We start from the raw sequence: 23,852 nt of genomic DNA on the forward strand, positions 1-23,852 counted from the left end.
GCAGCGGGGTCACGAGTCCCAGATCGCGCCGTACGCCGGAATGCCGCGCCGTTCCAGGCCGTGCACCACCTGCCAGGTCAGCCGCTTGTTGGAGATGCAGATGACGGCCTCCGCCCCGAAGTCGCGGTACGCGGCATGGGCGAGGCGCACCATGTCGGGCTTGCCGTGCCGGGAGGTGTCCCAGACCAGGGCGTGCGGCTGGACGGCGAGGATCTCGTCGACGAGGGCGTCGCCGTAGGTGGCCCGGGGATCGCGGGTGGCCCAGACCAGGCGGGAGGGCACCTCGGCGGCGAGCAGATGGGGCAGGCAGGGGCCGATGCCGCTGCCGGTCGCCACGTACACCACCTTCCTGAACAGGACCTCGATGTTGGCGACTCCGGCCGTGGTGATGCCCTTGACCCACACCCGCTCGGGCAGGTCGTCGACGAACGAGCCGGTCCAGTCACCGGCGCGGGAGATGGTGAGCCGGAAGCCGGAGCGGCCGGGGGCGGGGACGTTGGCGAAGGAGTGCCACTCCTTGAGCGGACTGCGGCTGATCGCCGTCGAGGAGCCGGCGAAGGGCGTCTCGCCGTAGTCGAAGCGGGCCAGTGCCACATGCGGCGAGGGGCGTTCGGTGCGGACGTCCACCTTGCGCAGCCGCAGCCAGGGCAGCGCCACGCTGAACGTGACGACCGCGAGGACCGCGAGCGGGACCGGGCCCTGGCCGGAGAGCAGGGTGTGGGTCCAGAAGAGCGCGAGGGCGCCCCAGCCGCCGAAGCGGTGGATCTTCTCGAAGTGGTCGTGGTGGCGGGAGCGGAAGGGCGGCAGGGCAGTGGCGATGATGAGCGCGAGAAGCGCCAGGAGGACCCAGCCGACGGCCATGAGAGGGCCGTTCGGTGTGGTGACCGTCAGCGCCAGGAACCAGGCCGTGCCCGCCAGCGCCCCGCCCACGTGCAGTCCGCCGAAGTGGTACACCTTGCCGAGCGTCCAGCGGACCTTCAGCGGCCAGTGCGTCGGGGCCGAAGTCGCCAGCCGGAAGAAGAGGTTGATGACGTACTGCTGGCGTACGACGACGGCCAGGGCGAGGTTGGCGAGGGCGGCGTGCCCGAGGGTGGGGGTGGCCAGGGGCCAGGCGGCCCACAGGAACGCCGCGTTGGCCAGCAGCACCAGGGCCGCCAGGCGGTTGTAGTGCATCAGGCGGGGGTGCTTGAGCAGGCGGCGGGGTGCGGGGAGAAGCGGCGGGAACTCGCCCGAGTCCTGGTGTACGCGGGGCGGGGACGTGGTCATCGGGCCACCGCCAGGCGCTCCTCGATCATGCGCAGCAGCGCCTGTTTGTCGACCTTGCCGCGGTCGGTCTCGGGGAGGTAGGCCAGCGGCAGGACCTGCTCCGGGACGCAGTAGTACGGCAGGGCGTCCGCGACCGCGCGGCGGGCCGCGTCCGGGTCGGCGTCCGCCGGGCAGACGAAGGACACCAGGGTGCGGGCGTCGCGTCTCAGGGTGACCGCGCGGGTGCAGCCCGCGGCCTCCAGCACGGAGGAGACGGAGTCCAGCTCGACGCGGAAGCCGCGCACCTTGACCTGGTCGTCGGTGCGGCCGAGGTGTTCGAGCCGGCCGTCGAGGGTCCAGCGGCCGAGGTCCCGGGTGCGGAACATACGGCGGCCGCCGCCGAGGAACGGGTCGGGGGCGTAACGCTCGGCGTTGAGCGCCTCGTTGCCGAGGTAGCCCGCGGAGACGCAGTCGCCGCCCGCCCACATCTCGCCGGTCTCGCCGACGGGCAGGGGGCGGCGGTCGGCGTCGAGGACGTAGACCGTGTTGTTGGGGGTGGGGCGGCCGATGGTGAGCAGCGGGGCGTGCGGGTCGTGGCGGCTCATCGTGTTGACGATCGTGGTCTCGGTCGGGCCGCAGCAGTTGTGGAAGGCGGCCTGCCGGGCCCACCGGTCGGCCAGCGGGCGCGGGCAGGGCTCCCCCGCCACGGCCACCGTGCGCACGCGGGGGCAGGCGGCGGGGTCGAGGCCGGACAGCACGGTCGGCGTCGCGATGATCACGTCGGCCGTGCGGGCCGCCGCGGCGATGTCCTTGCCGCGGATGAGGAGGGTGCCGCCGTGGGTGAGGCAGCCGAGGATCTCCCAGGCGGCCATGTCGAAGGCGATGCTGAGGAGTTGGGCGACCCGGTCGCCGGGGCGGATGCCGAGGCCGCCCGGTTCGGTGAGCAGGAGGTTGGCGACGTTGCGGTGGGTGACCTTCACGCCGTTGGGGCGGCCGGTGGTGCCGGAGGTGAACAGGACGTAGCAGCCGTCGTCGGGCCCTACGGCGGTGACCGGCCGTGGCGCGTACGGCAGCGGCTCGTCGAGCGGGAGCAGCAGATGGCCGGCCGGCAGCGGCACGCGGTGAGCGTGTTCGGCGACGGTGAGGACGACCCGGGTGCGGGCGGTGCGGATGACGTGGGTGAGCTGGGCCGGGGGCGCGAGGCCGATGTCCTGGGGGACGTAGGCGGCGCCGGCCTTCAGGATGCCGAGCAGGCCGACGAGCATCGGGAGGGAGCGGCGGACGAACAGGCCGACGTGGTCGCCGGGGCGTACACCCTCGCGGATCAGGCGGGCGGCGAGGGCGTCGGCGTAGCGGTCGAGCTCACCGTAGGTGAGGCGCGCGCCCTGGTGTTCGGCGGCCACGGCGTGCGGGGTGGCGGCGGCGTGCCGGGCGACGGCGTGGTGCAGGAGCGGGTCGGGGACGGGGACGGTGGGGCCCCGTCCGTACTGCCGGAAGAGGTGCTGGTCGTGAGGGCTCAAGTGGCGCAGAGGCATGATCGGGTGGCCTCCTGGCTGTTGCGAGTGTGGGATTGCCACCGGCGGCGGAGCCGCAGGTGGATGCAGCCGTGAGTGGCGGGCATGCCCGGGTGTCGAACGCCGTGCGGAGTCGTGCGAGCGCTGCGCGTAGCGAGAGCGTAGTGCGGCTGCTTCAACTCTCAACGAGGGCGGATCGGACAAGAAGGGAACGCAATGAGCCACATGTGGCGTTTCTCGTCCCACAGGCAACGTCCGTACCGGTCGGCGACGACCTGAAGGCGGGCAGGCCTGTGCCTCGCGCGGGCGGGCCTGTGTACCTCACGCGGACCGGCCGGTGCGCCTCACGCGGACCGGGCGGCGGCGGGGAGGTCCCCGTCCCGGCCGCGTAACAGGGAGCCGTGCCGCGCGTAACACGGCCGAAGCACGCTGAACGGCATGCAGAACACCGCCACGCCCACGCACTGCCCGTACTGCGCCCTGCAGTGCGGGATGAACCTGACGCCCACGCCGGACGGGACCGTCGAGGTGAGCGAGCGCGCGGACTTCCCGGTGAACCGGGGCGCGCTGTGCGGCAAGGGCCGTACGGCACCCGCGGTGCTGGCCTCGAACGTCCGTCTGACCTCGCCGCTGGTGCGTTCCGGGGGCGAGCTGGTGCCCGCCTCCTGGGACGAGGCGCTGGACCGGATCGCCGCGGGGCTGCGCCGGACGCGCGCGGAGCACGGGCCTGACGCGGTCGGGGTGTTCGGCGGGGGCGGTCTGACGAACGAGAAGGCGTACACGCTCGGCAAGTTCGCGCGTGTCGTGCTCGGCACGTCCCAGATCGACTACAACGGCCGTTTCTGCATGTCGTCGGCGGCCGCCGCCGGCATCAAGGCGTTCGGGCTCGACCGGGGGCTGCCCTTCCCGCTGGAGGACATCCCGAAGACGGGCTGCGTGATCCTGGTCGGGTCGAATCTCGCGGAGACCATGCCGCCGTCGCTCCGCTTCTTCAACGAGCTGCGGGAGAACGGCGGCACGCTGATCGTGATCGACCCGCGCCGCACGAAGACCGCCGAGCAGGCGGACCTGCACCTGGCGCCCCGGCCGGGCACGGACCTGGCCCTGGCCCTGGGCCTGCTGCACCTGGTGATCTCCGAGGGGCGGGTGGACGCGGAGTACGTCCAGGAGCGCACGGTGGGCTGGGAGGACGCGCGGGCCGCGGCGATGGCGCACTGGCCGGAGTACGTGGAGCGGATCACGGGGGTGTCCGTTCCTCAACTGCGGGAGACCGTAAGGCTGTTCTGCGAGCCGGAGTCGGCGATGGTGCTCACCGCCCGCGGACCCGAGCAGCAGTCCAAGGGCACGGACACGGTGGGCGCGTGGATCAACCTGTGCCTGGCGACGGGCCGGGCGGGCCGTCCGCTGTCCGGGTACGGCTGTCTGACGGGGCAGGGCAACGGGCAGGGCGGACGCGAACACGGGCAGAAGGCCGACCAGTTGCCGGGCTATCGCAAGCTCGACGACCCGGCGGCTCGGCAGCATGTCGCCGAGGTGTGGGGAGTCGACCCGGAGTCGCTGCCGGGCCCGGGGCGCAGTGCGTACGAGCTGCTGGACGCGCTGGGCACGGACATCACGTCCCTGCTGCTGATGGCGTCCAACCCGGTGGTGTCGGCGCCGCGAGCCGCGCACATCGAGGAGCGCATCAGGTCGCTGGACTTCCTGGCCGTGTGTGACGTGGTGCTGTCGGAGACGGCGGCGCTCGCGGACGTGGTCCTGCCGGTCACGCAGTGGGCGGAGGAGACGGGCACGACGACGAACCTCGAGGGCAGGGTCCTGCTCCGCCGCCGGGCGATCACTCCGCCCGAGGGCATCCGCAGTGACCTGGAGGTCCTCCACGAACTGGCCGCCCGGCTGGGCGTGGAGAAGGGCTTCCCGACCGACCCCGAGGAGGTCTTCGAGGAACTCCGCCGCGCGAGCGCGGGCGGCCCGGCGGACTACTCGGGGATCACGTACCGCAGGCTGGTGGAGGAGGACGGGGTGTTCTGGCCTTGTCCGGGGGCCGCGGAGGCGGTGGAGCGGCCCGCCGCGGGTGACACGACGGCCACGGCACACCCCGGCACCCCCCGCCTCTTCCTCGACCGGTTCGCCACCCCCGACGGACGCGCCCGGTTCGTCGCCGTCTCGCATCGTGCGGTCGCCGAGGAACCGGACGACGAGTACCCCGTGCTGCTGACCACCGGCCGGGTCGTGGCGCAGTACCAGTCCGGGGCGCAGACGCGGCGCGTGGCGGAGCTGAACGCCGCCGCGCCCGGGCCGTTCGTGGAGTTGCATCCGCGGCTGGCGGCGCGGCTCGGGGCGGCCGAGGGGGATCCGGTCGCCGTCGTGTCGCGGCGGGGCCGGGCCGTGGCGCCCGCGAGGATCACCAACGCCATCCGCCCCGACACCGTGTTCATGCCCTTCCACTGGCCGGGCGAGGGCCGCGCCAACACCCTCACCAACCCCGCGCTCGACCCGACCTCCCGGATGCCGGAGTTCAAGGCGTGTGCGGTGCGGTTGGAGGCCGTGCGGGGCTGAGGGCCCGGGGCTACCGCCGGGCCGGGGCCAGGGCCTCGCTCAGGTCGGGGATGTCGTCCCGGCTGCGCAGCGCTGTCGCCGCCGTCAGGTGGCCGAGGCGCAGTCTGGATGCCTCGTCGAGGTCCGTCAGGACACCGGACAGATACCCGGCGGCGAAGGCGTCGCCCGCGCCGACCGGTTCGACCACCTCGATCTCCGGGGCCGGGACGAAGGTGACGTCCCCCGTCGCGTAGGAGGTCGCGCCGTGCTCCGCGTCCTTGACGACGACGAGCGGCGCGGGGGCGAGCAGGCTCGCGATGTCGTCGGGGTGGGCGGTGCCCCACAGGGCCTCGGCCTCGTCGCGCCCGACGAACACGAGGTCCGCGGCACGGGCCAGGTCCCGCAGCGCCGGGGCCGCGTCGGCGGTCCGCCCGGTCCAGAGGGCGGGGCGGTGGTTGACGTCGAAGGAGATCAGCGGCCGACGTACCGCGTCATCCCACGGCGTGCGGCGTACGACGATCTCCTCCAGGAGACCGGCGCAACTGCCGGACAGCGCCGCGGTGATGCCCGACACGTGCACGATCCGCGGCCCCCGCAACTCGGGCGCGCCGGCCAGCTCCGGTCCCATGTGGGCGGCGGCCGATCCGCTCCGGTAGTACAGCGGCCGGGTGGCGTCCGGGCCCGGGTCCTTGAAGTACACGCCGGTCGGATGCGCGGGGTCGACGGCGACGCCGCCCACCTCGACACCCCGGGCCGCGAGTTCGGCGCGGATGCGCCGCCCGAACGCGTCGTCGCCCACCCGGCTCAGCCAGGCCGCGCGATGCCCGAGCGCGGCCAGTGCGCAGGCCACGTTGGACTCGGCGCCGCCGACGGAGAGGCGGAGCGCGGACTGGTCGACCAGCGGCCGGTCGTCCGGCGGGCTGAGCACGGCCATGGTCTCGCCGAGACACACGACGTCCGCCGGCGGGTGCTCGGGGGATACGGCGGTCGGGTGGGGCACGGAGTTCTCCCGCGGGAACGGTGGGACACAGGAACGGTGGGACTACGGGTGTGCTGTCAGGCCGTGACCGGCGCTCCCCCGCCGAGCCGCAGCATCACCTTGCTGCTCGCGCTCGCCGGGTCCGCCGCGACCGTGAGGGCCTGCTCGGCCTGGTCCAGGGGGAAGCGGTGGGTGATGACCGGTGAGATGTCCAGGCCGTCGCGCAGGGCGGTCAGGGCGTCGTCGATCTCGTCGACGAAGCGGTAGGAGCCGATCCAGGTGATCTCCCGGGTGACCAGGTCGCCCAGGACGGCGGGCGCGGCCGTGCCCGGCAGGTTCCCGACCTGTACGACGGTGCCGCCGCGGGCCGTGGCCCCGAGGACCGCCCCCAGCGCGGCCGGTGCGCCGGACGCCTCGAAGACGACGTCGACGTCGTGCGGCAGGTCCTCGCCCCGGGAGACGTCGACCGTGGCGTCCGCGCCCATGCGACGGGCCACGGCGAGCGACGCGGAGGACAGGTCGGCGGCGCACACCGATTCCGCGCCGCGGTGCTTCGCGGCCGCGACGACCAGCGAGCCGATCGGGCCCGCCCCGTTGACCAGGACCGTACGGCCCCGCAGCGCCGGCACCCGGCCCACGGCGTGCAGGGCGACCGCGAGCGGCTCCGCGAGGGCGCCCGACTCGGTGTCCACGCCCTCGGGCAGCGGCCGGACCTGGGCCGCTCGGACCGTACGGAACTCGCTGAACCCGCCGTCGGTGTGCGGAGTGAGGGCCGCCGAGCCGAAGTAGCGGACCCGCGCGTGGAGGTTGGTGCGCCCGGCGAGCCGCTCGGGGGGCTCGCCGATGAGCTGGGCCGGGTGGACGGTGACGGGCTGTCCCTCCGACAGACCGGTCACCCCGGAGCCCAGCGCCGCGACCCGGCCGGCGAACTCATGGCCGAGGACCAGCGGGTGGGCGAGGGCGGCGGTGCCGGAGGCGCCCTTCTTCCAGTACGCGACGTCGGAGCCGCAGATGCCGCCCCACTCCAGGGCGAGCAGCACCTCGTCCCGCGCGGGCTCGGGCCGGGGCCGCTCGTCGATCCTGACGTCACCCGCCCCGTGCACGACGACAGCTTTCATGGCGGTCACAGGGCTCATACGGCGTCCTCCAGCCGGACCAGGTCGCGTCCGCGCGTCTCGGGCGAGAGCAGCGCGCTGACGAGGGTGATGAGGGAGTAGACGACGAGCATCGCCGCGATGGGCCACCAGCTTCCGGTGGCGGCGGTGAGGCTCGCCGCGAGGACCGGCCCGATCGCCGTGGCGAGGACGCCGCCGATCTCCTTGGCCAGCGCGAGCTGGGTGAACCGGGTCCGGGAGCCGAAGAGTTCGGCCATGGTCACGCTCTCCAGCGCGAACAGTCCCAGGACGCCGAGGTTCAGGCCCAGGACCATGCCGAGCATCAGGGCGGGCGTGCTGCCCGAGGTGATCAGCATCATGAGCGGGAAGGCGGTGAGGGCCGTGAGCGAGGTGAGCGCCAGATACATCCGGCGGCGTCCGAAGCGGTCGCCGAGCATGCCGATGGCCGGCACCGTGAGGAAGCCCAGCAGCGACCCGTACACGATGGCGTCGGTGGGTACGGAGCGCTCGGCCGCGAGTTCGGTGGCGATGTAGCCGACGAGGAACGTCTGGATCAGCCCGGAGTTGCCGGCCTGCCCGAAGCGCAGCCCGAGCGCCAGGAAGAACGCCTTGCCCTTGCGCTGCTTCAGGCCCGCCTCCAGCAGTCCGGCGTCGTCGTCGGCCCCCTTCGTGACGGCCGTCTCCACCTCGCGCCGGCTCATCGCGACACCGTCCACGACGTCGGGCCGCTCCTCGAAGACCGGGCTCTCCTTGAGGTTGCGCCGCAGCCACACCGCGAACAGCAGCAGCCCGAAGCTCAGCAGGAAGGGCAGCCGCCAGCCCCAGGACAGCAACTGGTCCTCGCTGAGCACGGCGAGCAGCACCGCCCACAGCCCGGAGGCGGCCAGCGTCCCCGAGTTGGTGCCCAGCGACACCAGCGAGGCGACCAGACCGCGCCGTTTCGTCGGGGCGTACTCGGCGAGCATCACGGTCGCGCCCGCGATCTCCGCGCCCGCGCCGAAGCCCTGGGCGAGTCGCAGGACGACGAGCAGGACGGGCGCCAGGATGCCGATGGTCGCGTAGGTGGGCAGCACGCCGATGAGGGTGGTCGAGGCGCCCATCAGGAGGATGGTGATCGTCAGGACCTTCTTGCGGCCGAGCCGGTCGCCCATTCTGCCGAAGTAGACCGCGCCGGCGAGGCGGGCGACGTAGCCGACGCCGTAGGTGGCCATCGCGGCGATGAGACCGATGGCGGGGCTGACGTCCGGGAAGAAGATCTTGTTGAAGACGATCGCGGCCGCCAGCGAGTACAGCTGGAAGTCCATGAACTCCATGGCCGTTCCCAGCCACCCGGACACGGCGGCCTTGGTCAGGTCACGGGTGGTGCGTCGCACGCCGCCGGCCTGCTCGGCCGTGGTCGTGGTGTCCTTCATCGTGAACTCCGTTGTTCGACAGACGAGTTGGGGAGAGGGAGGGGAGGCGCTCAGATATCCAGGTGTCCGGCACGCAGGGCCGGGAGATGCCGTACGGCGGCGGTGACGAGTTCGGAGTCGCCGGCGAGGTCGGGCGCCCCGACGGTGGTGAGGAGCGCGCGGACGACGGCCGTGTCGTCCGCTCCGGTGCGCCAGCAGGCGGTGAGCTCGTCCCGCGCGGGGTCCGGGATGTCGTGGTCCCGGGTGAGGTGCGCCCAGCCCGCCAGGGCGAGTTCGAGGACCGGTGTGGCAGCCCCGCGCTCGCGCAGGACGCGCAGGGCCGGCAGCCAGCGCTCGGTGATCTTCAGCGAGGCGTCCGAGGCGATCTGCCGCAGCAGGTGGTGCATGGCCGGGTTGCGGAAGCGGGCGACCAGGTCGTCGGCGTACCGGCCGGGGTCCGGGCCGCCGTCCGGCAGCGTGGGCGCGACCTCGGCGCACAGGGACCTGACGAGCCGCTCGCCCCAGCCATCGGCCATCGCGTCGGCGACGGTGGTGCGGCCCGCGGCGATCCCGAGGACGGCGAGGGCCGAGTGCGAGCCGTTGAGCAGCCGCAGTTTGGTGAGCTGGTAGGGGGCGACATCGGGCACGAGGAGGGCGCCGTCCAGCTCCCACGCCGGACGCGGGGCGGTGAAGCGGTCCTCCAGGACCCACTGCCGGTACGGTTCGCCGCTCACGGGCAGGGCGTCGTGGACACCCAGCGCGGTGGCCGTCGCCGTGAGGTCTCCCGGGGCGGTGGCGGGGACGATCCGGTCCACCACGGTGGCGGGGAAGGTCACCTGCCGGTCGAGTAGTTCCAGGGTCTGATCCACATCGCGGCCGCCCGCGGCGCGCACGGCGTCCTGGACCGCGGTCCGCAGCACGGCGCCGTTGTCCGCCATGTTGTCGCAGGACACGACGGTGATCGGGGCGGCACCGGAGCGCATCCGCGTGGCCAGCCCGGCGGCGAGGCGCCCGACGACCGTGTCCGGTCCGGCGGCCCGGTAGCCCTTCTCCGTGATCGTCAGCGTCACCACCGTCACCTCGGGGTCGGTGAGCAGGGCGTCGACGGCCTCCCCGTCCCGCCCGAGCGCGTACGCGCCGGTCAGCGCGCCGACGACCCGGGGGGTGCCGCCCTCGTCACGGCGCTCGGTCACCGAGTACAGGCAGTCCTGGGCGCGCAGGGCGTCGACGGTCGCCGCCGACCGGGGAGCGACGGCGGCGATGCCCCAGGGCTCGCCGGAGTGCGCGACGGCGTTCTCGGTGTAGAGGGCCTGGTGGGCCCGGTGGAAGGCGCCGATGCCGAAGTGGACGACGCGGGTGCGGAGTCCGGCGGGGTCGACGCGGGGGCGCGAGGCGGGCGGGAGGGCGCCGAGCGCGGCGCGGTTCAGCTGCTGCATGCCGCTCACCAGTCGTGCACCGAGCCGTCGAGACGGCGGGCGACCGGGAGATAGCGCCGCTGGTACGGGAAGCGTTCGGCGGCCTTCTCGTCGTACTCGACCCCGAGGCCCGGCTCGTCCGAGGGGTGCAGCATGCCGTCGGCGAAGGTGACGCCCGTGCGGAACACCTCGGCGGCCTCGTCGGGGTGGCCCATGTGCTCCTGGATGCCGAAGTTCGGCACGGTGAGGTCGAGGTGCACGGCCGCGGCCATGCTGACCGGGGAGAGGTCGGTGGCGCCGTGCGAGCCGGTGCGGACGTGGTAGAGCGCGGCGAGGTCGAAGATCCGGCGCAGGTGGGTGATGCCGCCCGCGTGGACGACGGTGGTGCGCACGTAGTCGATGAGCTGCTCGGTGATGAGGTGCTGGACGTCCCAGATGGAGTTGAACACCTCGCCGACGGCGATCGGCGTCGTGGTGTGCTGCCGTATCAGCCGGAACGCCTCCTGGTTCTCGGCGGGCGTCGGGTCCTCCATCCAGAACAGCCGGCAGGCCTCGACGCTCTTGCCGAAGCGGGCCGCCTCGATCGGCGTCAGCCGGTGGTGCACGTCGTGCAGGAGGTGGAAGCCGAAGCCGAAGCGCTCCCGTACGGCCTCCAGGTACGTCGGCGCGAAGCCGAGGTAGGCCTCGGTGTCCCAGGGCTGCTCGTCGGGCAGCTCGGTCGCGGCGGGTTCGTAGACCTTGCCCCTGCGGACGCCGTAGGTGCCGCCGACGTCCGGGACGGCCGCCTGGGCGCGCACGGCCTTGTAGCCGAGCTCCAGATAGCGCTCGACGTCGTCGAGGAGGGAGGGCACGTCCGTGCCGCTGGCGTGCGAGTAGACCAGGACGCCGTCCCGGGACCGGCCGCCGAGCAGCTCGTACACGGGGAGTCCGGCGGTCTTGCCCTTGATGTCCCACAGGGCCGTGTCGACGGCGGCGATGGCCGTCATGGTGACCGGGCCGCGCCGCCAGTAGGCGCCCTTGTAGAGGTACTGCCAGGTGTCCTCGATCCGCGCCGGGTCACGGCCGATCAGCAGCGGGGCGAGGTGGTCGCGCAGATAGCTCGCCACGGCCAGCTCGCGCCCGTTGAGCGTGGCGTCGCCGAGGCCGGTCACCCCGTCCGAGGTGGTGACGCGCAGGGTGACGAACGTGCGGCCCGGGGAGGCGACGAAGACCTCGACGCGCTCGATGGTGCTCACTGAGGGCTCTCCTTACGGCGGCTCGGACCGGGGCGGTGACGGTGGCGGGACGGCGCCGGTCCTTGTCGTGCAGTGCTTGTATACAAGCACCTGTCGCACAGGGGAGCAATACCCTCGCTTCGATACGTAGGATGTGCACATGGCCCAGACGAACCGGCGGACCAGCCGGCGCTCCATCTACCTGAAGCTCCGTCAGATGGTGCTGACCCTCGAACTCCCCCCGGGCGCCGCTCTGTCGGAGAACGAGCTGGCCGCGTCCCTGGGGGTGAGCCGCACGCCGGTACGGGAGAGCCTGATCCTGCTGGCCCAGGACGGGCTGGTGCAGATCTTCCCCAAGATCGGGTCGTTCGTGTCCCGGGTGGACCCGGCGCAGGTCGCGGACGCGCAGTTCCTGCGGGAGGCCGTCGAGCTGGCCTCACTGGACGCCCTGCCGTCCGAGCTGGACGCGTCGGTCGTGGCGGAGCTGCGGGACAACCTCGGACGTCAGCAGCGCACGCGGCTGAGCCTGGAGGAGTTCTTCGAACTGGACGAGGCCTTCCACCACGGCCTGATGCGGCTGGGCGGCCACGGGAACGTGTGGACCACGGTCGCCGCGGCCAAGGGCCACCTGGACCGGGCCCGGCGACTGGGCCTGCACGAGAACGTCTCCCCCGCGGTCTTCGCCGACCAGCACCAGGAGATCTTCGACGCGGTCGTCAGCGGCGACCTCGCCCTGGCCCGCACCGCCATGCGTACGCATCTGCGCGCCGTCTTCAGCGACATCGAGCGCATCCGGACGCACTCACCGGAGCTCTTCGCGACCGGCTCCTCGTCCGTGCCGGTGCGGCGCAACGTGGTGGTCTGGGAGTAGCGGAGCGGCACACTCCGGCACAGGCCTCGGTGGTGTCCGCACCCGAACTGCGGACACCACCGAGAATCGTGAGGGGCGGCTCAGCCCACGTCGACGGCGCTCCAGGCCGCGGCCACCGCCTTCTGCTCCGTGCTGCCGCCGCCGTAGAGGTCCTTCGCCGCGTTCAGGGTCGCCTTGCGGGCGGCCGCGTAGTCGGTCGAGGACGTCATGTAGACCGTCAGGGCGCGGTACCAGATCTTGCCCAGCTTGGCCTTGCCGATGCCCTTGACCGCAGCGCCGTCGCAGGTCGGGGAGGAGTGGCTGACGCCGTTGATCGTCTTGGTGCCGCTGCCCTCCGCGAGCAGGTACGCGAAGTGGTTGCCGACGCCCGAGGAGTAGTGCACGTCGAGGTCGGCGACCTTGTCGCTCCAGCAGTCGGCGGACTTGCCGTCCTTCGACGGCTTGTCCATGCGGCGCAGGGCCTCCCGGCCGAGCCCGGAGCGGACGACCTTCTCGCCGATGAGCCAGTCACCGCGGTCCTTGGCGTTGTTCGCGTGGAACTCGACCAGCGTGCCGAAGATGTCCGACGTGGCCTCGTTCAGACCGCCGGACTCGCCCGAGTACGTCAGCGCCGCCGTCTTCGAGGTGACACCGTGGGACATCTCGTGCCCGGCCACGTCCAGCGACACCAGCGGCCCGAGTTGCTTGCCGTCGCCGTCGCCGTACGTCATGCAGAAGCAGTTGTCGTCCCAGAAGGCGTTGTTGTAGTTCTTGCCGTAGTGGACGCGGTTGAACGAGCCCTTGCCGTCGCCGGCTATGCCCTTCCGGTTGTGGACGTTCTTGTAGTAGTCCCAGGTGACGTCCGTGCCGTACTGCGCGTCCACCGCCACCGTGGCGCGGTTCGAGGTCTGGCCCGTGGCCCAGTGGTTGTCCGCGTCGGTGAAGATCGTCGCGGGGGCGCGGGTCACGCAGACCGTCAGCAGGCACCGGTCCGTCTTGTTCTCCGCGTCGCCCGTGTACGTGCCGCCGCGCGTCGCGTCCTTCAGCCGGTACGACGACCCGGACTTCGTCGTGTTCAGCGCGACCGTGCCGCCGTAGAGGGACTTGCCGTCGCCCGACACCGTCTCCATGGTGTCCCAGGCGTCGATCCGGTCGCCGGTGGTCGCGTCGGTCAGCACCGTGCGGCCGACGGGGTTGCCGAGTCCGTCGTGCGCCACCGCGTCGGTCTGCCAGGCCAGCTTCGGGGCGCCGTGCAGGGCGTCGACGACCAGGCGCGGCTTGGCGGTCAGCTTCTTCAGGGTCTCGCCGAGGTGTGCGGCGCGCAGCAGGCTCGCGGCCAGGTCGGCGGCCTTCGGGGCGGTCACCTTCGGGGTGACGTCGGCTATGGAGAGCGCGGACCTCGTGGCGCGGTTGGCGCTGCGGTAGGTGCCGTCCGGGTTCAGGTGGAGCACGAAGTCGCCGCCGAGGACCGGGAGTCGGTGGTACGTGCGGTCGTAGCGGACGTGCTGGGTACCGTCCTTGTCGACGACCACGTCCCGGACCTTCGTCTCCTGGGCCGAGCCGAGGCCCAGTTCCGCGGCCCGGTCGGCGAGGACCGTCTCCGCACTCTCGATCGCGTCGGACCGGGTCGGCCGTTCGTCCGCCTGGGCGGTGGGTGAGAGTACGGCGGCCACCAGGGCGCCGATGCCGGTGGCGGCCGCGCCTGCGGTGGCGAGACGGGAACCTCGGACGGGACGTATCCGACTCATCGGTCTCCTCATACGGGCGCACCCGGTCGCGTGGGGTCGACCGGGGGCGGCGTTGATGTTGACCGCGAGTTAAGGCGGCTCGGACCTGGCGTGTCCATAGGCCCGTTGTGCAGGTGTGTGTGGGTGCAGAATCGTTCCTGTGACCCTCCCTTTCTTCGTCTACGGCACGCTCCGCCCCGGCGAGGTCAACCACGACCTCTTCCTGCGCGGCCGCATCCGCTCCGAGGCCCCGGGACGGCTCGACGACGCGGTGCTGTACGCCGGGCCGGGCTACCCGTACGCGGTCGAGGAACCGGGCGGCGGCGGCATGGTGAACGGGGAGTTGATCACCACCCTGCCGGAGTCGTACGGGGCGCTGCTCTCGGAGCTGGACCGGCTGGAGGACTACGTGCCGGGGGATCCGCGCAGCCTGTACGTACGCGTCGAGCGGAAGGTCGTGAGAGTGGCGGACGGGGCGGCGGTCCGGGCCTGGGTGTACCTCGCCGGGCCGACCGTGGCGTCACGGCTTCGGGCCGGGGGGAGGCGGATCGCGGGTGGGGATTGGCGGGGGCGGGAGTGAGGGGGTGGTGGTGGCCGTGACGCCCATGGCCGGCGGCGAGGCGGAGCGCCTGCGGCACGCCCGACGCAGGCAGCGCACGCGGATGCACCCCGGGGCGGGGTGAGAGCACGGGCCCTCGCCCGCAGCGGGACGAACACGTGCGGCGCGCGCGTCGGGGGCGCGGGGCGAGTCGAGACCGTGGGCGCCCGGGGGCACCAGCGGGCCGACGCAGGCCGCGCGGCCGTACGGGCGCCGAGGCCAGCCCTGATCACGGCGCCCGGGATCGGCAGCGCGCCCGAGGCAGGCCGCGCATGCGGATGGACCCCGGGGCGGGGTGAGAGCGCGGCGACCCCCGGGGCAGTGAGGCGGACGCCTGGGGCGCGCGCCGCACGGGCGGCAAGGCAGGCCGCGCATGCGAATGCACCCCGGGGCGGGGCGAGAGCCCGGCGACCCCCGGGGCAGTGAGGCGGACACGTGGGGCGCGCGCCGCACGGGCGGCAAGGCAGCTCGCGCCCCCGGGGCCGGTAACGGACAGCCCGTCAGTCCGCGTACGGGCGGGCCGCCCGCGCCTGACGCAACGCCTCGCCCCACCAGACCAGTTGGTCCAGCATGGTCTTCGCCGCGGCGTCCGGGCCCGCGGGGTCCCGTAGGGCGCCCTTGTCGTCGAAGGACGCGCCGGCGTTGTGGAAGGAGACGGTGTCGCGGACCGTCACGGCGTGGAGTTCGGCGAAGACCTGGCGGAGGTGCTCCACCGCGCGCAGGCCGCCGGACAGTCCGCCGTAGGAGACGAGGGCGACCGGCTTGGCCCGCCACTCGGCGAAGTGCCAGTCGACGAGGTTCTTCAGGCCCGCCGGGAAGGAGTGGTTGTACTCGGGGGTGAGGATGACGAAGGCGTCCGCTCGGGCCAGTTTCGGGGTGATGCCGGAGAGTGCGGCGGTCGCCTCGGGGGTCGGTTCGAAGGACATCGGCAGCTCGGTCTCGGCGACGTCCACGACCTCGGCGACCAGGTCGTCGCGGTCCCGGAGGCGCTCGAGGAGCCAGTCGGCGACGACGGGACCGAAGCGGCCGTGGCGGTTGCTGCCGACGACGAGGGTCACGTGCAGGGGCTGGGTCGCGGACGGGGCAGCGGCGGGTGCGTGCGTAGCGGTTGGGTTCATGCGGCACAGCCTCGTATCTCAACCTTTGTTGAGGTCAAGCCCGGATGCGCTCCACACCCGGGTCACCCGTTCACACGCGCTCGTGAGGCTTTTCCGGTACCCGCCCACCGAACGCCCTTGACCTGCCCAAACACCCCCGAGGGGCCGTCGGCCCGAGCGCCCCCTGACACCCATTCACCCCAATTCTGACGCTCCCTCAGAAAGCGCGGCCGCCGCGCTGCCCGTTACCTCGGAAGGGCAGGTGCACGAACGAACCGCTCGAAGGAGCACCGATGCGACGTACCGCCCGGCCGCTGACCGGCACCGCGCTCGCCGTCGCCGCCGCGGCCCTCGCCGCCGCCCCCGCGTACGGCGCCGCCGGCGGCCTGGAGGTCTCCCCCTCCTCGGTGGTCCCGGGCGGCCAGGTCACCGTGCGCACGGCGGCCTGCGGCGACGGCGGCACGGCGACGGGTGACGCCAGCGCGGTCGGGGCGGGTTCCCTCAGCCTGGCCCCGGGCCCGGACGACCAGGACGCGACCGGGCGGTTCAGGGTGCCGCCGAGCGCGCAGCCGGGGACGTACGAGATCACCGCGACGTGCACCGGGAGCGGCCGGCTGGTCACGGGTGACCTGGTGGTCACGCTGACGTCCGTGCGTCAGCGGGTCCATCCCAGGGGGAGTGTGAAGACGGGGGTCGGCGGCGCCCTGGGCCCCGATCCCGTGCAGACCGCGGCCGGTGTGGCGGCCCTCGCCGTCGCCGCCGCGGGCGGTACCTGGCTCCTGCATCGCCGGGCGAGAGGCGACGGGATCTGACGGACACCCTCCGCTGTCCGTCGCCGGTACCGCATGTCCCCTCCCCCTCCGGGTCCGACGCCCCTCGCGGCCCGGAGGGGGGTACGGGGCCCGCAGGGCTCCTGGAACGCAGAGGGGAGATCAGGAAAGGGTGGGCCATGCGCAGATTCCCCAGGTACGGCAGCACGCTCGGCAACCCGGCCAACGCCGCCATGGCGGCCGTCACGGTGTTCGCCCTGTGCTCCGGGGCGTGGCTGCTGCGCAACGGCGCCGAGACGCACACCCCGCCCCAGCCGTCCATCGCGCAGGCCCGCGCGGGTCAGGACGGGCAGGAGGGGCGCGACGGGCAGGAGGGCCGGGCAGGGCAGGCCGGCCGGGCCGGTGAACGGCATGCCGCGCCCGCGCTGCCGCCCTCGCCTCCCGACCGCATCCGCATCCCGGCGATCCGCGTGAACGCGCCCGTGACCGGGCTCGGCCTGACGAAGACCGGCAGCCTGGACGCACCGCCCGCCGCGCGCGGGAACCTCGCCGGCTGGTACGAGGCCGGCACCACCCCCGGCGAGCAGGGCACCGCGATCGTCGCCGGCCATGTCGACAACGCCGACGGCCCCGCCGTCTTCTACGGCCTGGGCGCCCTGACCAAGGGCAGCACGATCGAGGTGGACCGGCGCGACGGCAGGGTCGCCGTGTTCACCGTGGACGCCGTCGAGGCGTACGCCGCGAAGGACTTCCCCGACCAGAAGGTCTACGGCCCCGCCCGCCGCCCCGAGCTGCGGGTCATCACCTGCGGCGGCCGCTACTCACGGGCCACCGGCTATCAGGGCAACGTGGTCGTCTTCGCGCACCTGACCGGGAGCCGGTGACCCGCCCAGGATGTTGGCCCTCCCCCAGGCCCCCAGAGGTTCCAGGGCCTCGTTCAGGGACACGCCCCGCGGCGTCAGCGAGTACTCCACGCGGGGCGGCACCTCGTCGTACGCCTCGCGATGCACCAGACCGTCGGCCTCCATCTCCCGCAGCTGCGAGGCGAGCACCTTCTCGGTGACGCCCGGCAGCTCCCGGCGCAGTTCGCCGAAGCGGCAGGGCCGCTCGTTCAGCGCCCAGAGGATGAGCACCTTCCACTTGCCGCCGATCACGTCCATCGCCGCGTCGATCCCGCAGATGTACGCACCCGGCCGCCGTACCGTCGTCCCCATGCCCGAGCCCCTTCCCCTGCCACCTGCACGCTTCCCCTGAGGTAACCACCCACTTCCAAGTACGTACTTGAGCAGGCCGTTCCCTTCCGACGAGCCTAAACGCCATGACTGACAACGCCGTTGTTCCCCGTACGCCCCTCACCCTCCTCGGCGCCGGTGCCATGGGCACCGCCCTGGCCCGCGCCTGGCTCGCCGCCGGTCACCGGGTGACCGTCTGGAACCGCACCCCCGCCCGCGCCGAAGCCCTGGCCGCCGAGGGCGCGGCCGTGGCCGCGAGTGCCGCCGAGGCGGTGGCCGCCAACCGCCTCGTGATCGCCTGCCTGCTCGACGACGCCTCCGTGGGCGAAGCCCTGGAAGGGGCCGACCTGGCCGGGCGGGACCTGGTGAACCTCACCACGGGCACCCCGGCCCAGGGCCGCACCCGCGCCACCTGGGCCGAAGCCCGCGGCGCCCGTTTCCTGGACGGCGGGATCATGGCCGTACCGCCGATGGTGGGGCAGCCGGAATCAGGAGGCTACGTCTTCTACAGCGGCTCCCCCGAGCTCTTCGAGGAGCACCGGGACACCCTCGCCGTCCCGGTCGGCACCCGCTGGGCCGGGGCCGACCCGGGCTTCGCCGCGCTGCACGACGTGGCGCTGCTGAGCGCGATGAGCGGCATGTTCGCGGGCATCACGCACGCCTTCGCGCTGATCCGCCCGGAGGACATCGCACCGAAGGACTTCGCGCCGCTGCTCGCGGACTGGCTGACCGCGATGGCGCCGGCCGTGCACCAGACCGCCGACCAGCTGGAGAGCGGCGACTACACCGGCAACGTCGTCTCCAACCTCGCGATGCAGGTCGCGGGCAACACCACCCTGCTGCGCACGGCCGAGGAGCAGCGGGTCAGCCCGGAGCTGCTGACCCCGTACATGGCCCTGATGGAGCGACGACTCGCCCAGGGGCACGGCGACGAGGACGGGACGGGGATCGTCGAGCTGCTGGATCTGCGGCCGGGGGCGTCCGCCTAGGCCAGCCACTGCTCGTACGCCAGATTCGCCACCAGGGCGAACACCACCGTCAGCAGCACCACGCGGACGAAGCCGCTGCCCTTCTTCAGGGCGGTGTGGGCGCCCAGGGTGCCGCCCGCCAGGTTGAAGACGGCCATCAGGGCGGCCAGTTGCCACAGGACCGCGCCCTGCCAGGCGAAGGTGGCGAGGGCGCCCGCGTTGGTGCAGCAGTTGACGATCTTGGCCGTGGCGGAGGCGGAGACGAGGTCGAGGTGGAGGACGGCGGTGAGGGCGAGGACCAGGAAGGTGCCGGTGCCGGGGCCGATGAGACCGTCGTAGAAGCCGATGCCGAGGCCGGCGAGGCCGATCGCCGCGAGGATCTGGCGGCGGGTGGCCGGGCCGGTCGCGGGGGCCGTGCCGAAGGCGGGCCGCAGGATCACGAAGGCCGCGACGGCGAGCAGCACCACCATGATCACCGGCTTGAGGACGTCGGTGCTCATCCCGGCCGCGAAGAAGGCCCCCGCGGACGATCCGGCGAGGGCCGCGAGGCCGATGCGCACGGCCGTCCTCACATCCACCGGGGCCTTGCGGGCGTACGTCACCGCCGCTCCCGTCGTGCCGACGATGGCGACCGCCTTGTTGGTGCCGAGCGCGTGCGCGGCGGGTGTGTGCGACGGCAGCCCGAGCAGCAGGACCGGCAGCAGCAGGAGCCCACCACCGCCGACCACGGCGTCGATCCATCCGGCGGCGAGCGCCGCGAGGCAGAGCAGGACGATCATGGTCAGCGATATGTCGGGCATGATCGAGACCCTATGCGAGGCCCCCGCGCGCCCCTCACAGCCCGCCGTCACCGCACTTCAGGAACCCTCACATCCGGCCCCCGCCCCCGCTGAGGGCAGCGTTCCCCGTGGGAAACAGACGTGATGCTGCCGGGTAACACCGGCACCGCACGCTCAAGGACATGACCTCGAATGAGCGTGTGGTGGTGATCGGCACCGGCCTCGCGGGCGTACGGCTCGCCCGGCGGCTCGGTGAGCTCGGCACGCCCGCGCTGCTGATCGGCGAGGAGGAGCACCGGCCCTACAACCGGGTGCTGCTCGCCGAAGTGCTGGCCGGACGGTACAGCCCCGAGGTGATCGCCCTGCCCGCGCCCGCGGAGCTGACCCGCGGCCGGGTCACCGGCATCGACCGCGACCGGCGGACCGTCGCGTGCGCGGACGGTTCGGTGATCGCATACGACCGGCTGGTGCTGGCCACCGGTTCCAACCCCGTACTGCCGCCGCTGCGCGGGCTGTTCACCCAGAACCACCAACTGCCCGAGGGCGTGCACGCCTTCCGGACCATGGACGACTGCCTGGGACTGTCCAAGGCGGTCCGGCCGGGAGCACGTGCGGTCGTCATCGGCGGCGGGCTCCTCGGGGTCTCCGCGGCCCGGGCGCTCGCCCTGCGCGGCGCCCAGGTCGTGCTCGCCCAGCAGTCCGAGCGGCTCATGGAGCGCCAGCTCGACCCGGCCGCCTCCAAGCTCGTCAAGCGGCACCTGACCGACCTGGGCGTGGAAGTGCACACCGAGTGCCGCGTACGGGACGTGCGCTGCGTCGGCGGCGCGGTCCGCTCGGTGGAGATGGCCGACGGGTACGCGCTCGACGCCGACCTGGTGGTCGTCGCCTGCGGTGTCCGCCCCCGGGTGGGTCTCGCGCAGGCCGCCGGACTCGACGTCCGCAAGGGTGTCGTCGTCGACGACGAGCTGCGCACCTCCGACCCGTACATCCACGCGATCGGCGACTGCGCCCAGCACGACGGTGTGCTCTACGGCCTCGCCACCCCGGCGCTCGAGCAGGCCGACGCGCTCGCGGAGTCGCTGGCCGGTGACGCGACCGCCCGGTACACCGGCACGCGTTCGCTGACCCGGCTCACGCTCACGGGGCACGACAGCCCCTTCGACCTCGCCGCGTTCGGCGAGACCGAGGCGCTCCCGGGCGACGACGTCGTCCAGCTCGCCGACGCCACCCGCGGCACCTACCGCAAGGTCGTCGTCCGCGACGACCGCCTGGTCGGCGGGGTCCTCGTCGGCGAACTCGGCACCGTCGGCGCGCTCGCGCGCGCCTGGGAGGGAGCAGAGCCGCTCCCCTCCGACGGCGGCCCTCTGCTCCACCTGCTTACCAACGATGGAGGCTCCTGATGTCCACCGGCACCCCCACGATCGTGCTCGTCGGCCACGGCATGGTCGGCCAGCGCTTCCTCGAAGCGCTCGCCGAGCGCGGCCTGACCGCCACGCACCGCGTGGTCGTGCTCTGTGAGGAGCCGCGCCCTGCGTACGACCGCGTCCAGCTCACCTCGTACTTCTCGGGCAGGACGCCCGAGGACCTGTCCATGACGGACATGGAGTTCATCAAGGACCACGGCATCGAGCTGTACGTGGGCGATCCGGCGGAGACCGTCGACCGGGAGGCCCGCAGGGTCACGGCCCGCTCCGGTCTCGTCGTCGACTACGACGTGCTGGTCCTGGCCACCGGCTCCTACCCGTTCGTGCCGCCGGTCCCGGGCAAGGACGCCGAGGGCTGTTTCGTCTACCGCACGATCGAGGACCTGCTCGCGATCGAGGAGTACGCGAAGAACGCCCAGGTGGGTGCCGTGGTCGGCGGCGGTCTGCTCGGGCTCGAGGCGGCCGGTGCCCTCAAGGGCCTCGGACTGACCTCCCACATCGTGGAGTTCGCGCCGCGCCTGATGCCGGTGCAGGTCGACGAGGGCGGCGGCGCGGCCCTGCTGCGCACCATCGAGGAGATGGGCCTGAGCGTCCACACGGGCGTGGGCACGCAGGAGGTCGTGGTCGGCGAGGACGGCGCCGTCACCGGCATGAAGCTGTCCGACGGCTCCGAACTCGCCACCGACCTGGTGGTGTTCTCCGCCGGTGTCCGCCCCCGCGACCAGCTGGCCCGCGACTGCGGTCTGACGGTCGGCGAGCGCGGCGGCATCACGGTCGACGAGCAGTGCCGCACGGTCAACGACCCGCACGTGTTCGCGATCGGCGAGTGCGCCCTGGCCTCCGACGGCCGGGTGTACGGCCTGGTCGCCCCCGGTTACGAGCAGGCCGAGACGGCCGCCGCGACGATCGCCGCCGACGAGGCGTCCTTCACGGGTGCCGACCTGTCCACCAAGCTGAAGCTGCTCGGCGTGGACGTGGCGTCCTTCGGCGACGCGCACGGCACCGCCGAGGACTGCCTGGACGTCGTCTACTCCGACTCCCGCTCCGGCCTGTACAAGAAGCTGGTCATCGGCCGCGACGGCACGCTGCTCGGCGGCATCCTGGTCGGCGACGCGGACGCGTACGGCACGCTGAAGGCCTTCACCGGCTCGGTCCCGCCGGTCTCCCCCGAGTCGCTGGTGCTGCCCGCCGGCGCCGGGGAGTCCGTCCAGCTCGGCCCGTCCGCGCTGCCGGACGACGCGATCGTCTGCTCCTGCCACAACGTCTCCAAGGGCACGATCCGCGGCGCGGTCACCGACCACCAGTGCACGACCGTGCCCGAGGTGAAGAAGTGCACCAAGGCCGGTACCGGCTGCGGCTCCTGCGTCAAGGTCCTCGGCCAGCTCGTCAACGCCGAGCTGGAGGCCAGTGGCATCGAGGTCGACAAGGGCCTGTGCGGCTGCTTCGGGCAGACCCGCGAGGAGCTCTACGAGATCGTCCACGCCCTGCGCATCACCACCTACCAGGACCTGCTGGACCGGCACGGCCGCGAGGAGGCCCGGGGCGGTGACGGCTGCGAGGTCTGCAAGCCTGCCGTCGGCTCGATCATCGCCTCCCTCGCCCCGACGATCGGCGCGAGCGGCTACGTCCTGGACGGCGAGCAGGCCTCCCTCCAGGACACCAACGACCACTTCCTGGCCAACCTGCAGAAGAACGGCTCCTACTCGGTCGTGCCGCGTATCCCCGGCGGCGAGATCGCCCCGGAGAAGCTGATCGTCATCGGCGAGATCGCCCGCGACTTCGGCCTCTACACGAAGATCACCGGTGGTCAGCGGATCGACATGTTCGGCGCCCGCGTCGAGCAGCTCCCGCTGATCTGGGCCCGCCTGGTCGACGCCGGCTTCGAGTCCGGCCATGCCTACGGCAAGTCGCTGCGCACGGTGAAGTCCTGCGTCGGCCAGACCTGGTGCCGCTACGGCGTCCAGGACTCGGTGAAGATGGCGATCGACCTGGAGCTGCGCTACCGGGGTCTCAGGTCGCCGCACAAGCTCAAGTCGGCGGTCTCCGGCTGCCAGCGCGAGTGCGCGGAGGCCCAGTCGAAGGACTTCGGCGTGATCGCCACGGCCAACGGCTGGAACCTCTACGTCGGCGGCAACGGCGGCGCCACGCCCCGCCACGCGGACCTGCTCGCGCAGGACCTGTCGGACGCCGAACTGGTCCGGCTGATCGACCGGTTCCTGATGTTCTACATCCGTACGGCCGACCGCCTGGAGCGCACCTCGACCTGGCTGGAGCGGATCCCGGGCGGCCTCGACCACGTACGGGACGTCGTCGTCCACGACTCGCTCGGCATCTGCGACGAGCTGGAGAAGCTGATGCGGGCGCACGTCGCGCACTACCGCGACGAGTGGGCCGAGACCATCAACGACCCCGAGAAGCTGGCCCGGTTCGTGTCCTTCGTGAACGCGCCGGACACCCCGGACCCGGTCGTCGCCTTCGTGCCCGAGCGCGACCAGATGAAGCCCGACCTGCCGCTGCTGTCCATCGGCATGCGACCCGCCGACGTTCTGGAAGGAAGCGCCCAGCGATGACCCTGGCACTCGAGACCACCGAGCTGAAGATCGAACTCTCCCTGGACGGCGACTGGTTCACGGTCTGCGACCTGAGCACGCTGCTCCCGGGCCGCGGGGTGGCGGCACTGCTGCCGGACGGACACCAGGCCGCGATCTTCCGCGACCGCTCCGGCGAGCTGTTCGCCATCGACAACCGCGACCCCTTCACCGGCGCGGCCGTCCTCTCCCGCGGCCTGACCGGCACCCACCAGGGCCGCCCGTTCGTCGCCTCACCGCTGCTGAAGCAGCGCTTCGACCTGGCGTCCGGGCAGTGCCTGGACGACGAGGAGGTACGTGTGACGGCGTACCAGGTGCGCACCGCGTAGGAGCATCGGACTGGAGACACCCCTCTTCCGGAGGGGTGTCTCTTCTGTTTCTTCTCTTTCTTCTGTCGGGTTCCTGTCGAGT

At 72.8% G+C, this 23,852-nt stretch carries 20 protein-coding genes; 9 read left to right on the top strand and 11 right to left on the bottom strand.

The window, feature by feature from the left end:
- Positions 1–9 precede the first annotated feature (9 nt).
- Both OHU35_RS13630 and OHU35_RS13635 read right to left on the bottom strand, forming a co-directional pair.
- The gene (locus tag OHU35_RS13630; protein ID WP_405505381.1) at positions 10–1,266 is read right to left on the bottom strand and encodes a hypothetical protein; all 1,257 of its coding nucleotides are present in this window, start codon (positions 1,264–1,266) and stop codon (positions 10–12) included.
- Positions 1,263–2,780: an amino acid adenylation domain-containing protein gene (locus OHU35_RS13635; protein WP_189725016.1), complete on the bottom strand. Its 1,518-nt coding sequence runs from the start codon at positions 2,778–2,780 to the stop codon at positions 1,263–1,265. The genes OHU35_RS13630 and OHU35_RS13635 overlap by 4 nt, the downstream gene beginning before the upstream one ends.
- A 417-nt stretch (positions 2,781–3,197) precedes the next feature.
- Here OHU35_RS13635 and OHU35_RS13640 point away from each other — a divergent pair, with 417 nt between their 5' ends.
- A complete protein-coding gene (locus OHU35_RS13640; RefSeq protein WP_405505383.1) occupies positions 3,198–5,315 on the top strand; it encodes a molybdopterin oxidoreductase family protein in 2,118 nt (705 codons plus the stop codon).
- A 10-nt stretch (positions 5,316–5,325) separates the two neighbouring features.
- On the opposite strand, the gene OHU35_RS13645 is transcribed toward OHU35_RS13640, so the two are convergent.
- From OHU35_RS13645 to manD, 5 genes are read right to left on the bottom strand one after another with little or no spacing between them, the layout of a single operon-like run.
- Entirely contained in the window at positions 5,326–6,294 is a 969-nt protein-coding gene (locus OHU35_RS13645) for a sugar kinase (RefSeq protein WP_405505384.1), read from the bottom strand.
- Between the two features lie 56 nt (positions 6,295–6,350).
- Positions 6,351–7,409, bottom strand: coding sequence for an L-idonate 5-dehydrogenase (locus tag OHU35_RS13650; RefSeq protein WP_405505385.1), 1,059 nt, complete (start codon positions 7,407–7,409; stop codon positions 6,351–6,353).
- Complete coding sequence (locus OHU35_RS13655; protein ID WP_189725018.1) at positions 7,406–8,800, bottom strand: MFS transporter; 1,395 nt, start codon at positions 8,798–8,800, stop codon at positions 7,406–7,408. The genes OHU35_RS13650 and OHU35_RS13655 overlap by 4 nt, the downstream gene beginning before the upstream one ends.
- Before the next feature lie 50 nt (positions 8,801–8,850).
- Positions 8,851–10,215: a mannitol dehydrogenase family protein gene (locus OHU35_RS13660; protein ID WP_405505387.1), complete on the bottom strand. Its 1,365-nt coding sequence runs from the start codon at positions 10,213–10,215 to the stop codon at positions 8,851–8,853.
- A gap of 5 nt (positions 10,216–10,220) precedes the next feature.
- Complete coding sequence (manD, locus tag OHU35_RS13665) at positions 10,221–11,429, bottom strand: D-mannonate dehydratase ManD (protein ID WP_189725020.1); 1,209 nt, start codon at positions 11,427–11,429, stop codon at positions 10,221–10,223.
- A gap of 139 nt (positions 11,430–11,568) precedes the next feature.
- Between manD and OHU35_RS13670 the strand changes: the two genes are divergently transcribed.
- Entirely contained in the window at positions 11,569–12,279 is a 711-nt protein-coding gene (locus OHU35_RS13670; protein WP_189725021.1) for a GntR family transcriptional regulator, read from the top strand.
- A gap of 80 nt (positions 12,280–12,359) precedes the next feature.
- Here the strand turns inward: OHU35_RS13670 and OHU35_RS13675 are convergent, their stop codons facing one another.
- A complete protein-coding gene (locus OHU35_RS13675) occupies positions 12,360–14,006 on the bottom strand; it encodes a M4 family metallopeptidase (protein ID WP_189725022.1) in 1,647 nt (548 codons plus the stop codon).
- Positions 14,007–14,145: 139 nt separating this feature from the next.
- On the opposite strand from OHU35_RS13675, the gene OHU35_RS13680 reads away from it, so the two are divergent.
- Positions 14,146–14,565, top strand: a complete 420-nt coding sequence (locus OHU35_RS13680; RefSeq protein WP_405505389.1) for a gamma-glutamylcyclotransferase family protein — start codon at positions 14,146–14,148, stop codon at positions 14,563–14,565.
- A gap of 518 nt (positions 14,566–15,083) precedes the next feature.
- On the opposite strand, the gene OHU35_RS13685 is transcribed toward OHU35_RS13680, so the two are convergent.
- Positions 15,084–15,701 carry an NADPH-dependent FMN reductase gene (locus tag OHU35_RS13685; protein ID WP_405505390.1) on the bottom strand — a complete coding sequence of 206 codons (618 nt, stop codon included), beginning with the start codon at positions 15,699–15,701 and terminating at the stop codon, positions 15,084–15,086.
- A gap of 272 nt (positions 15,702–15,973) precedes the next feature.
- Between OHU35_RS13685 and OHU35_RS13690 the strand changes: the two genes are divergently transcribed.
- Positions 15,974–16,492, top strand: a complete 519-nt coding sequence (locus tag OHU35_RS13690) for a hypothetical protein (protein ID WP_189725025.1) — start codon at positions 15,974–15,976, stop codon at positions 16,490–16,492.
- Between the two features lie 137 nt (positions 16,493–16,629).
- A complete protein-coding gene (locus OHU35_RS13695) occupies positions 16,630–17,334 on the top strand; it encodes a class F sortase (protein WP_189725026.1) in 705 nt (234 codons plus the stop codon).
- On the opposite strand, the gene OHU35_RS13700 is transcribed toward OHU35_RS13695, so the two are convergent.
- Positions 17,272–17,664, bottom strand: coding sequence for a helix-turn-helix domain-containing protein (locus tag OHU35_RS13700; protein ID WP_189725027.1), 393 nt, complete (start codon positions 17,662–17,664; stop codon positions 17,272–17,274). The two genes, OHU35_RS13695 and OHU35_RS13700, sit on opposite strands and share 63 nt — an antisense overlap.
- A 104-nt stretch (positions 17,665–17,768) precedes the next feature.
- Here OHU35_RS13700 and OHU35_RS13705 point away from each other — a divergent pair, with 104 nt between their 5' ends.
- Positions 17,769–18,671, top strand: a complete 903-nt coding sequence (locus tag OHU35_RS13705) for an NAD(P)-dependent oxidoreductase (RefSeq protein WP_405505392.1) — start codon at positions 17,769–17,771, stop codon at positions 18,669–18,671.
- On the opposite strand, the gene OHU35_RS13710 is transcribed toward OHU35_RS13705, so the two are convergent.
- The gene (locus tag OHU35_RS13710) at positions 18,668–19,450 is read right to left on the bottom strand and encodes a TSUP family transporter (RefSeq protein WP_189725029.1); all 783 of its coding nucleotides are present in this window, start codon (positions 19,448–19,450) and stop codon (positions 18,668–18,670) included. The two genes, OHU35_RS13705 and OHU35_RS13710, sit on opposite strands and share 4 nt — an antisense overlap.
- A gap of 161 nt (positions 19,451–19,611) precedes the next feature.
- Here OHU35_RS13710 and OHU35_RS13715 point away from each other — a divergent pair, with 161 nt between their 5' ends.
- The 3 genes from OHU35_RS13715 to nirD are packed head-to-tail and all read left to right on the top strand — an operon-like array spanning position 19,612 to position 23,770.
- Positions 19,612–20,829: an FAD-dependent oxidoreductase gene (locus OHU35_RS13715; RefSeq protein WP_359896123.1), complete on the top strand. Its 1,218-nt coding sequence runs from the start codon at positions 19,612–19,614 to the stop codon at positions 20,827–20,829.
- Positions 20,829–23,423 (top strand): nitrite reductase large subunit NirB, encoded by a 2,595-nt coding sequence (gene nirB, locus OHU35_RS13720; RefSeq protein ID WP_189725031.1) that lies wholly within the window; start codon positions 20,829–20,831, stop codon positions 23,421–23,423. Before OHU35_RS13715 ends, nirB begins: the two co-directional genes overlap by 1 nt.
- On the top strand, positions 23,420–23,770 hold the full coding sequence (nirD, locus tag OHU35_RS13725; RefSeq protein ID WP_189725032.1) for a nitrite reductase small subunit NirD: 351 nt from the start codon (positions 23,420–23,422) through the stop codon (positions 23,768–23,770). The genes nirB and nirD overlap by 4 nt, the downstream gene beginning before the upstream one ends.
- The last annotated feature ends 82 nt before the right edge of the window (positions 23,771–23,852 follow it).

Origin of the sequence: Streptomyces purpurascens, assembly GCF_045040895.1 — a bacterium.
Lineage (GTDB): Bacteria > Actinomycetota > Actinomycetes > Streptomycetales > Streptomycetaceae > Streptomyces > Streptomyces purpurascens.